The organism is Streptomyces sp. NPDC059861, from assembly GCF_042731435.1.
In the GTDB taxonomy this organism is placed as follows: Bacteria; Actinomycetota; Actinomycetes; order Streptomycetales; family Streptomycetaceae; genus Streptomyces.
In genome coordinates, this window is record NZ_JBHWJQ010000008.1 from 215,001 (window position 1) to 224,687 (window position 9,687).

10 protein-coding genes and 3 pseudogenes are annotated in these 9,687 nt (G+C 73.2%); 7 read left to right on the plus strand and 6 right to left on the minus strand.

The annotated features are described in order from the left end of the window. Window positions 1-57 precede the first annotated feature (57 nt). The 6 genes from paaA to ACFV6X_RS10310 all read left to right on the plus strand — a co-directional run bounded on the left by paaA (window position 58) and on the right by ACFV6X_RS10310 (window position 4,887). Complete coding sequence (gene paaA, locus ACFV6X_RS10285) at window positions 58-1,065, plus strand: 1,2-phenylacetyl-CoA epoxidase subunit PaaA (protein ID WP_385380426.1); 1,008 nt, start codon at window positions 58-60, stop codon at window positions 1,063-1,065. Continuing rightward, window positions 1,062-1,349, plus strand: coding sequence for a 1,2-phenylacetyl-CoA epoxidase subunit PaaB (gene paaB / locus ACFV6X_RS10290; RefSeq protein WP_385380429.1), 288 nt, complete (start codon window positions 1,062-1,064; stop codon window positions 1,347-1,349). The genes paaA and paaB overlap by 4 nt, the downstream gene beginning before the upstream one ends. Next, window positions 1,346-2,065, plus strand: coding sequence for a 1,2-phenylacetyl-CoA epoxidase subunit PaaC (paaC, locus tag ACFV6X_RS10295; RefSeq protein ID WP_385380432.1), 720 nt, complete (start codon window positions 1,346-1,348; stop codon window positions 2,063-2,065). Before paaB ends, paaC begins: the two co-directional genes overlap by 4 nt. Continuing rightward, window positions 2,059-2,595, plus strand: a complete 537-nt coding sequence (gene paaD, locus ACFV6X_RS10300) for a 1,2-phenylacetyl-CoA epoxidase subunit PaaD (RefSeq protein ID WP_385380435.1) — start codon at window positions 2,059-2,061, stop codon at window positions 2,593-2,595. The genes paaC and paaD overlap by 7 nt, the downstream gene beginning before the upstream one ends. Further along, window positions 2,595-3,653 (plus strand): 2Fe-2S iron-sulfur cluster-binding protein, encoded by a 1,059-nt coding sequence (locus ACFV6X_RS10305; RefSeq protein ID WP_385380438.1) that lies wholly within the window; start codon window positions 2,595-2,597, stop codon window positions 3,651-3,653. Before paaD ends, ACFV6X_RS10305 begins: the two co-directional genes overlap by 1 nt. Window positions 3,654-3,750: 97 nt before the next feature. Next, complete coding sequence (locus tag ACFV6X_RS10310) at window positions 3,751-4,887, plus strand: acyl-CoA dehydrogenase family protein (protein ID WP_385380441.1); 1,137 nt, start codon at window positions 3,751-3,753, stop codon at window positions 4,885-4,887. A 153-nt stretch (window positions 4,888-5,040) separates the two neighbouring features. On the opposite strand, the gene ACFV6X_RS10315 is transcribed toward ACFV6X_RS10310, so the two are convergent. The 6 genes and pseudogenes from ACFV6X_RS10315 to ACFV6X_RS10340 all read right to left on the minus strand — a co-directional run. Next, window positions 5,041-5,385, minus strand: a complete 345-nt coding sequence (locus tag ACFV6X_RS10315; RefSeq protein ID WP_365454735.1) for a rhodanese-like domain-containing protein — start codon at window positions 5,383-5,385, stop codon at window positions 5,041-5,043. A 106-nt stretch (window positions 5,386-5,491) separates the two neighbouring features. After that, window positions 5,492-6,337: a hypothetical protein gene (locus ACFV6X_RS10320; protein WP_385380445.1), complete on the minus strand. Its 846-nt coding sequence runs from the start codon at window positions 6,335-6,337 to the stop codon at window positions 5,492-5,494. A 161-nt stretch (window positions 6,338-6,498) separates the two neighbouring features. Next, a complete protein-coding gene (locus ACFV6X_RS10325) occupies window positions 6,499-7,959 on the minus strand; it encodes a DUF2252 domain-containing protein (RefSeq protein ID WP_385380448.1) in 1,461 nt (486 codons plus the stop codon). A 97-nt stretch (window positions 7,960-8,056) separates the two neighbouring features. Then, window positions 8,057-8,390: pseudogene (locus ACFV6X_RS10330) on the minus strand (response regulator transcription factor); the annotation flags it as partial. A 169-nt stretch (window positions 8,391-8,559) separates the two neighbouring features. After that, window positions 8,560-8,781, minus strand: a pseudogene (locus ACFV6X_RS10335) (hypothetical protein); the annotation flags it as partial. Between the two features lie 118 nt (window positions 8,782-8,899). Beyond that, window positions 8,900-9,016, minus strand: a pseudogene (locus ACFV6X_RS10340) (hypothetical protein); the annotation flags it as partial. A 294-nt stretch (window positions 9,017-9,310) separates the two neighbouring features. On the opposite strand from ACFV6X_RS10340, the gene ACFV6X_RS10345 reads away from it, so the two are divergent. Next, entirely contained in the window at window positions 9,311-9,520 is a 210-nt protein-coding gene (locus ACFV6X_RS10345; RefSeq protein WP_385380451.1) for a hypothetical protein, read from the plus strand. Window positions 9,521-9,687: the final 167 nt, after the last annotated feature.

Here is a 9,687-nt window from a genome sequence, read left to right on the forward strand (position 1 = left end):
GAACCGAACGATCGGTCGGGAGCATGCTCCGACGGACCCAAAGGTCGAGGGGGCCACATGGCGACAGCAGCCGCGCAGAAGACGGACCACACAGCGCCGTACGGCGACGGGGACGGCACCGCAGCCACCGCGGGGTACGAGCACGCCTTCGACGCCGCCGTGGCCGCCGAGGAGCGCATCGAGCCGCGCGACTGGATGCCCGACGCCTACCGGGCGACGCTGGTCCGGCAGATCGCCCAGCACGCGCACTCCGAGATCATCGGCATGCAGCCGGAGGCCAACTGGATCACCCGCGCGCCCTCGCTGCGCCGCAAGGCCATCCTGATGGCCAAGGTCCAGGACGAGGCCGGCCACGGGCTGTATCTGTACAGCGCGGCGGAGACCCTCGGCACCAGCCGCGACGAACTGCTCGACAAGCTGCACAGCGGCCGCCAGAAGTACTCCTCGATCTTCAACTACCCGACGCTCACCTGGGCGGACGTCGGCGCGATCGGCTGGCTGGTGGACGGCGCCGCGATCACCAACCAGGTGCCGCTGTGCCGCTGCTCCTACGGCCCATACGCGCGCGCGATGGTCCGTATCTGCAAGGAGGAGTCCTTCCACCAGCGCCAGGGGTACGAGCTGCTGCTCGCCCTCAGCAAGGGCACCCCCGAGCAGCACGCGATGGCGCAGGACGCGGTGGACCGCTGGTGGTGGCCCTCCCTGATGATGTTCGGCCCGCCCGACGACGAGTCGCAGCACTCGGCGCAGTCCATGGCCTGGAAGATCAAGCGTCATTCGAACGACGAGCTCCGCCAGCGCTTCGTCGACATCTGCGTCCCCCAGGCCGAGTCCCTCGGTCTCTCCCTCCCCGACCCGGACCTGCGCTGGAACGAGGAGCGGGGGCACCACGACTTCGGGGCGATCGACTGGGCGGAGTTCCGGGACGTCCTCAAGGGCAACGGCCCGTGCAACGACCAGCGCATCACACAGCGCAGGCAGGCCCACGAAGAGGGCGCCTGGGTACGGGAGGCGGCCGCGGCCTACGCGGTCAAGCACAGCGAGACAGGAGCAACGCGCGCATGACGAACACCGACTGGCCCCTGTGGGAGGTCTTCGTGCGCTCGCGCCGAGGCCTGTCCCACACCCACGCCGGCAGCCTGCACGCCCCGGACGCGGAATTCGCCCTGCGCAACGCGCGCGACCTGTACACCCGGCGCGGCGAGGGCGTCTCCATCTGGGTCGTGCCCTCCTCCGCCGTCACGGCGTCCTCCCCCGACGAGAAGGACCCGTTCTTCGAGCCGGCCGCCGACAAGCCCTACCGCCACCCCACCTTCTACGAGATCCCCGAGGGGGTGCGGCACCTGTGACGACCACGATTCCCACGACGGCCGCCCTCGCCCTGGGCGACGACGCCCTGGTGCTCTCCCACCGCCTGGGGGAGTGGGCCGGCCACGCCCCCGTCCTGGAGGAGGAGGTCGCCCTCGCCAACATCGCGCTGGACCTGCTCGGCCAGGCCCGCGTGCTGCTGTCGCTGGCCGGCGACGAGGACGAGCTGGCGTACCTGCGCGAGGAGCGCGCCTTCCGCAACCTCCAACTGGTGGAGCAGCCGAACGGCGACTTCGCCCACACCATCGCCCGCCAGCTGTACTTCTCGACCTACCAGCACCTGCTGTACGGCGAACTGGCCACCGGCGACGGCCCCTTCGCCCCGCTCGCCGCGAAGGCCGTCAAGGAGGTCGCCTACCACCGCGACCACGCCCAGCAGTGGACCCTGCGGCTCGGCGACGGCACGGACGAGAGCCATGAGCGCCTGCGCCGGGCCTGCGAGGCGCTGTGGCGGTTCACCGGCGAGATGTTCCAGCCCGTGGAGGGCCTGGACGTCGACGGCGAGCGGCTCAGGGCGGCCTGGCAGGAATCCGTCGGCGAGGTCCTGCGCCGTGCCACCCTCACGGTCCCGGAGGGACCGCAGACGGGCGCGTGGAGCGCCGGCGCGGGCCGGCAGGGCCTGCACACCGAGTCGTTCGGGCGGATGCTCGCCGAGATGCAGCACCTGCACCGCAGCCACCCGGGGGCGTCATGGTGACCACCACCGCCCTGGAGGAGGAGCTCATCGCGATCGCCGGCTCGGTGCCCGACCCCGAGCTGCCCGTCCTCACCCTGCGGGAACTGGGTGTCCTGCGCGCGGTACACCTGCGCGGCGAGGACGCGGTCGAGGTCGAGCTGACCCCGACGTACACCGGCTGCCCCGCCGTCGAGGCCATGTCCCTCGACATCGAGCGCGCGCTGCACGAGCACGGCGTACGGGACGTCACCGTGCGCACGGTGCTCTCGCCGGCCTGGTCGACGGACGACATCACGCCCGAAGGGCGCCGCAAGCTGCGGGAGTTCGGCATCGCGCCGCCGCGCGTGCGTGCGCAGTCCGGACCGGTGCCGCTGGAGCTGGGCCCGGTGCGCACGCTCACCGCCGCGGCCGACGAGACCGAGCCGGTCCGCTGCCCGCACTGCGGCTGTGCCGACACCGAGCTGCTGAGCCGCTTCTCCTCCACGGCATGCAAGGCGCTGCGCCGCTGCCTGTCCTGCCGTGAACCGTTCGACCACTTCAAGGAGTTGTGATGGCCCGCTTCCACACACTCCCGGTGACCGCGGTCGACCGGCTCACCGACGACGCCGTCGCCGTCACGCTCGCGGTACCCAGGGAGTTGCGCGAGGAGTTCCGTCACGCGCCCGGGCAGCACATCGCCCTGCGGCGCACGGTCGACGGCGTCGACATCCGGCGGACGTACTCGATCTGCTCCCCGGCACCGCAGGACGGCGCGGGACCGCACTCCCTGCGGGTGGGCGTGCGGCTGGTGGAGGGCGGGGCCTTCTCCACGTACGCGCTGAAGGAGATCAACATCGGCGACGAGCTGGAGGTGATGACGCCGGCCGGCCGCTTCACCCTCGACCCCGCGCCCGGGCTGTACGCCGCGATCGTCGGCGGCAGTGGCATCACACCGGTGCTGTCGATCGCGACGACGCTGCTGGCGCGCGAGCCGGAGGCCCGTTTCTGCCTGGTGCGCAGCGACCGTACGGCGGCCTCGACGATGTTCCTGGAGGAGGTCGCGGACCTCAAGGACCGCTTCCCCGAGCGGTTCCAGCTGGTGACGGTGCTCTCCCGGGAGGAGCAGCAGGCGGGACTGCCGACCGGACGGCTCGACCACGAGCGGCTCTCGGGGCTGCTGCCGGCGCTGCTGCCCGTGGCCGATGTGGCGGGGTGGTTCCTGTGCGGGCCGTTCGGGCTGGTGCAGGAGGCCGAGCGGGCGCTGCGCGGACTCGACGTGCCGCGCGGCCGCATCCACGAGGAGATCTTCCATATGGACACCGCTCCGGCCGCCGCCCCCGCGACCGCGCCCGCGCACAGCACGGTGACCGCGCGGCTCGACGGCCGGGCAGGGACCTGGCCGGTCCGGACCGGTGAGTCGCTGCTGGAGGCGGTGCTGCGCAACCGTTCCGACGCCCCCTACGCCTGCAAGGGCGGCGTGTGCGGCACATGCCGGGCCTTCCTGGTCTCCGGGGAGGTCAGCATGGACCGCAACTTCGCGCTGGAGCGGGAAGAGACGGAGGCGGGATACGTGCTGGCCTGCCAGTCGCATCCGGTGACGGAGAAGGTGGAGCTGGACTTCGACCGGTAACCGTCCCCGGGCGCCCGCGCCGCCCATTCCCTTCTTCTAGAACCTGTTCTATCTTGACGCTCCGTCAGACAGCCGGAGCCGCCGGAAGGACAGGACCGTGGACTTCACCTTCACCGAGGTACAGCAGGCGGCGGCCGAGGCGGCGCGGGGCGTGTTCGCCGACGTCGCGCCGGACGCGGTGCCGAGCCCCACGCTGACCAGGGGCGCCGTGGCCGACGACTTCGACCGCGCGCTGTGGGGCAGGCTCGCCGACGCGGATCTGCTGGGCCTGCTGCTCGACCCGGATCACGGCGGGGCGGGCCTCGACGCCATCGCGCTGTGCCTGGTGCTGCGCGAGGCGGGGAAGGTGCTGGCGCGGGTGCCGCTGCTGGAGAGCAGCGCGGCACTGGCGACCGTACAGGCTCACGGCGGCCCGGAGTTGAAGTCCGCGGTGCTCGAACGGGCCGGGCGGGGGGAGGTCGTGCTGACCGTCGCCGCACAGGGGCGTACCGGCGGTCACGATCCCGCCGAACGGGCGGTGACCGCTCGGCGGGACGGGGACGGCTGGGTCCTGGACGGGGTGCAGACCGCGGTGCCGTGGGCGTACGACGCCGACTTCACCGTCGTACCGGCGCACACCGACGCCGACCGCACCGTCCTCGCCCTCGTCCCCCGGGGACACGAAGGGGCCGAGCCGGCCGAGCAGTTCGCGACGACCGGGGAGCGGCTCGGGGAGCTTCGGCTGGAGTCGGCGCGGGTGCCGGAGCGGTACCTCATCGAGGCCGAGGGCGCCTGGGAACGCCTGCGGGAGCTGCTGGCCACCGGGACCTGTGCGCTGGCGCTGGGGCTCGGAGAGCGGGTGCTGCGGATGACCGCCGAGTACACCGGGAAGCGGGAGCAGTTCGGGCACCCGGTCGCGACGTTCCAGGCCGTCGCCGTGCAGGCCGCCGACCGCTACATCGACCTGCAGGCGATGGAGGCCACGCTCTGGCAGGCGGCGTGGCGGATCAGCTCGGGAGCGCCGGGGGCGTTGCCGGCCGCCGGGGACGTGGCCGTCGCCAAGATCTGGGCGGCGGAGGGGGTACGGCGGGTGGTGCAGACGGCTCAGCATCTGCACGGGGGCTTCGGGGCTGACGTCGACTACCCGCTGCACCGGTACCACGCCTGGGCCAAGCACCTCGAACTGTCCCTGGGACCGGCTGCGGCGCATGAGGAGGCCCTGGGGGATCTGCTGGCGGCGCATGCGCCGGGGTGACGACGGGGCCGCCGGACGAAGCGGGAACGGCTGACGCCCGCTGGGGGCGATGCGGGGAGGAGGGCCGCCGAGCTGTCGGGCGGGCCCTGCGTCAGGCGCCCCCGCCCGAGCCCTCGCTCGGACGACGGCGCCCCGTCCCTGTCGCGCGCAGCCTCAGACCACTGCTCCCGGCTCCCCCGCGTCCGTGACCACCGGGCGCCCGGTGGCCTGCCAGGCCTCCATACCGCCGGCGACGTTCACGGCGTCGATGCCCTGCTGGTTGAGGTACATCGCGACCTGGGCCGAGCGACCGCCGGAACGGCAGATCACATGGACACGGCCGTCCTGCGGGGCGGCCTCGGTCAGCTCGCCGTACCGGGCCACGAACTCGCTCATGGGAAGGTGCAGCGCGCCTGCGGCGTGGCCGGCCTGCCACTCCTCGTCCTCACGGACGTCCAGCAGGAAGTCGTCGTCCTTGAGGTCGGTGACCCCGACCGTGGGAACAGCTCCGAAATTCATGGTCCCGACGCTACCCGAAGCGCTCCCGAGGACGGGCGGAGGACAGTTTGGCCCGACCTGTCACGACAGATCACCGACCGACCGATCACCGACCGCCTCTGACGAATCACTGGCCGATCAGCGCCGCCAGCTCCGCCTCGCGCCCCGCGACCTCCCTGAGCAGTTGCTCGGCGATCTCGTCGAGCAGGCGGTCCGGGTCGTCCGGGGCCAGCCGCAGCATGGAGCCGATGGCCCCCTCTTCCAGGTCACGGGCGACGACCGAGAGCAGTTCCTTGCGCCGGGCGAGCCAGTCCAGCCGGGCGTAGAGCTCCTCGCTGGGGCTCGGACGGCGCTCCTCGGGCACCGGCCCTGCCGCCCACTCGTCGGCCAGCTCCCGCAGCAGCACCTCGTCACCGCGGGCGTAGGCGGTGTTCACGCGGGTGATGAACTCCTCACGCCGCTTGCGCTCGCCGTCCTCCTGCGCGAGGTCGGGGTGGGCCTTGCGGGCCAGCTCGCGGTAGAGGCGGCGGGCCTCGTCGCTGGGGCGCACCCGCTGCGGGGGCCGGACGGGCTGGTCCGTGAGCATCGCGGCGGCCTCGGGGAACAGGCCGTCGCCGTCCATCCAGCCGTGGAACAGCTCCTCCACGGAGGGCATGGGCAGCACCCGGGCCCGCAGCTCCTGCGCACGGCGCAGGTCCTCCGCGTCGCCCGTACGGGCCGCCTTCGCCTCGGCTATCTGCGCGTCCAGCTCTTCGAGGCGGGCGTACATCGGCCCGAGCCTCTGGTGGTGCAGCCGGGAGAAGTTCTCGATCTCGACCCGGAAGGTCTCGACCGCGATCTCGTACTCGATCAGCGCCTGCTCGGCCGCCCGCACGGCCCGCTCCAGCCGCTCCTCGGGCCGGGGCGCGCCGTCCTCGGGCGTCGCCTGCGCCTCATCGGCGACACCACCCTGCTCAGCTTCCGGGGTCGTCACCCGACCAGCGTAGGCCACGCCACCACCGGCTCTCGGAACCCTGGCCTCACCCGCCCGCTCCGAACCATGGGAACACCCGTCACCGCGCGGAAGCCCCTCGTCGGCGATCACTGCCGCTCACACCCCCGATCACTGCCGCTCACATCCCCGATTCCTGCCGCTCACACCCCTGCCTCCGCCGCGACCCGCCCGGCCCGGACCGCCGCCACGAGCGCCGAGTGATCGGCCTCGGTCCGGTCGGCGTACGCGACGGCGAAGGCGGCCACCGCCTCGTCCAGCTCCTCGTTCTTGCCGCAGTAGCCGGAGATCAGGCGCGGGTCGGCGCTGTGGGAGTGGGCGCGGGCCAGAAGCGCGCCGGTCATCCGGGCGTAGTCGTCGAGCTGGTCGACGGAGAGCGCCGCGGGGTCCACGCTGCCCTTGCGGTTGCGGAACTGGCGGACCTGGAAAGGGCGGCCCTGGACGGTCGTCCAACCGAGCAGGATGTCGCTGACCACCTGCATCCGCTTCTGTCCGAGGACCACCCGCCGGCCCTCGTGTTCGACCGACGGTGTCTCGAACCCGGCCGTCCGCAGATGGGGCAGCAGCGCCGAGTCACGGGCCTCCTTCACCTGGAGGATCAGCGCCTCACCGCGGTGGTCCAGCAGCAGGACGACGTACGAACGCAGGCCCACGCTGCCCGTGCCGACGATGCGGAAGGCCACGTCGTGCACCGCGTGCCGGGACAGCAGCGGCAGCCGGTCCTCCGACAGCGTCGTCAGATACTCCTCCAGCGAGGCCGCGACCGCCGCCGCCTCGGCGTCCGGGACGCGGCGCAGCACCGGCAGCGCGTCCACGAACCGCCGGCCGCCCTCCTCGGTCGGCTCGGTCGACCGCGCCGCGAACCGCCCGCTGGTGTTGGCCCGCGCCTTCTCCGAGACCCGCTCCAGCGTGCCGAGCAGATCGTGGGCGTCGGTGTGGGAGACCAGTTCCTCGTCCGCGATGGCGTTCCACGCGTCCAGCACGGGGAGCTTGGCCAGCAGGCGCATGGTGCGGCGGTAGGCGCCGGCCGCGTCGTGGGCGGCCGACCGGCAGGTGTCCTCGTCGGCGCCCACCGACCGGCCCGCGAGCACCAGCGAGGCCGCGAGCCGCTTGAGGTCCCACTCCCAGGGGCCGTGCACCGTCTCGTCGAAGTCGTTCAGGTCGATGACCAGGCCGCCGCGGGCGTCGCCGTACAGACCGAAGTTCGCCGCGTGCGCGTCGCCGCAGATCTGGGCGCGGATGCGGGTCATGGGGGTGCGGGCGAGGTCGTACGCCATGAGGCCCGCCGCTCCGCGCAGGAAGGCGAACGGCGTGGCCACCATCCTGCCCACCCTTATCGGCGTGAGCCCGGGGATCCTGCCCTGGTTGGACTCCTCGACCGCGGCCACCGCGTCGGGGCGGGCGCCGTCGACGTCGAGGGTGGCGTGGGCGCGCCGGGGGACTCGCTCACGCAGGGCCTTCCCCTCCGTCTTGGGCGAGCGCGCGCCCTCCGCGGACCGCTCGGCGAAGCCCCGCACCCGCGGAATCCGCACCGTCCCGGAACCCGCTTCCCGCACACCGGCCTCGGTCACCGCGACCGCCTCCCCCACGACTCGCCAGAACATCAACTCGTGCCGACCGTACAACCGGCGGGAGGCATCCCGTCAGACCCTGTGGACAACTCCCCACCTGTGGAAAACCCGACGCCCGACCCGCCTGGCCTCACGCCCGCGAATACGTCGGCACCGCCGGCACCCGCCGATACGGCTCCTGCGCCGGTGGCAGATCGAACTTGGCCAGGATGCTCCCGATGTGCTTGCTCACGGCAGCCTCGGACACCACCGGCTCCCGCGCGATCCGCCCCGTTCGACTTCCCCTCCGCGACCAGCGCGAGCACCTCCCGTTCGCGAGGCGTGAGCCGCTCCAGCGGTTCCCGGCGCCGGCGCAGCAACTGCCGTACCACCACGGGGTCGAGGACCGTGCCGCCTGCCGCCACCGCACCGAGCGCGTCCACGAACTCCCCGACCTGCCCGACACGGTCCTTCCCTGTCGTGCCGATCCCGCTCGATCCGCCGCCGCTCCGCCCCGAAGGCATCCACCAACCGCACCCGGGAACGCGTCAGTTCGACGACCCGCGCCCCCAACTCGGCGTCGCGCGGGGCGACCAGCAGCCGGGCCGGCGCGCCCCGGGCACCGGCGGCGACGCCGAGGACGTAGGCACCGAGGCAGAGCAGTACGACCCCCGGGACCGCCAAGGCGACGGCGGCCGGCCAGGTAGTCACCGTCCACAGCCTGAGCACCTCCACCCCGCTGGAACCGAGGCCGCCACCGAGATCGAAGCCGCCACCAGCCATCAGCGGCGGAGTCGCGACCAAGGCCACCGGGCAGAGCAGGGCGAACCCGAACACCAGCACGTCCACCGGCCACAACAGCCCCGCGGACCGCACCGCATGGCCCAGCTCGCGCCAGGTCGCCCGCTCCCCGAACCGCGTCGTCAGCCAGGCCCACAGACCCGCGCGCGGGCGACGGATGCCGACCGGGAGCCGGGTCCAGGTCGACCAGCCGGAACATGCGCCGCTCCACCGCGGCCACCGGGATCCCGGCGAGCGCGAGCAGGACCGGCAACGGCACTCCGACCAGGGCGAGCGCCCCGCCGACGACGGCCGGCACGACGAACGCCACCAGGGTGACGGCACTGGACGACCGCGCCGGTCACCAGGTACCCGGCCGCCCGGCGGAACCGGGCGACCAGGTCCGCACCGGAGACCAGTGGGTGCGGGCGGCTCACCGCCGATCCGACCGGACGGCCCGCCTCGGCCTGCTGCTCGTCGTCGGCATCGCCCTGCTGTACACCGGCATCTCCGTGGCCACCACCATGGTCGTGGCTCCGACCGAGTCCGCGAGCCGGCCGCGCCGCGGCCGGCCGGGGCGACCCGCGCGCAGGTACTGCGGCCGGCCGCCGCCGAGGCGCTGCCGGTGGTCGCGGTCGGCGCCGTCCTGGGTGCCCTGGTCGCCGTACTCGAGCTGACGGGCAGGTGGGCGGCCCTCGGCCTGCTGTCGGTCCACACCGCCACGGAGCTCCCCTGGCAGGCGCTCGGCGCGACGGCCGGGGCGTGCGCGGTCCTCGCGGTGGTGTCGTCCGTCACCGCCACGGCACATGCCCTGCGCACCGCCGCCACCCCCTGAGACGTTCCTCACACGCAGACGGAGAGCGCGGTGAGGAGCTCTGTGAGAAACAGCCCACGGAGGACGGAGGAACAAACAGAAGCGGGGGGGCGACGGGTAAAACATGCCCCCCCCGCACCAGTGGGGGCGGGGGGGGGTGTTAACCCCCCCCCCAACGGGGGCGGGAA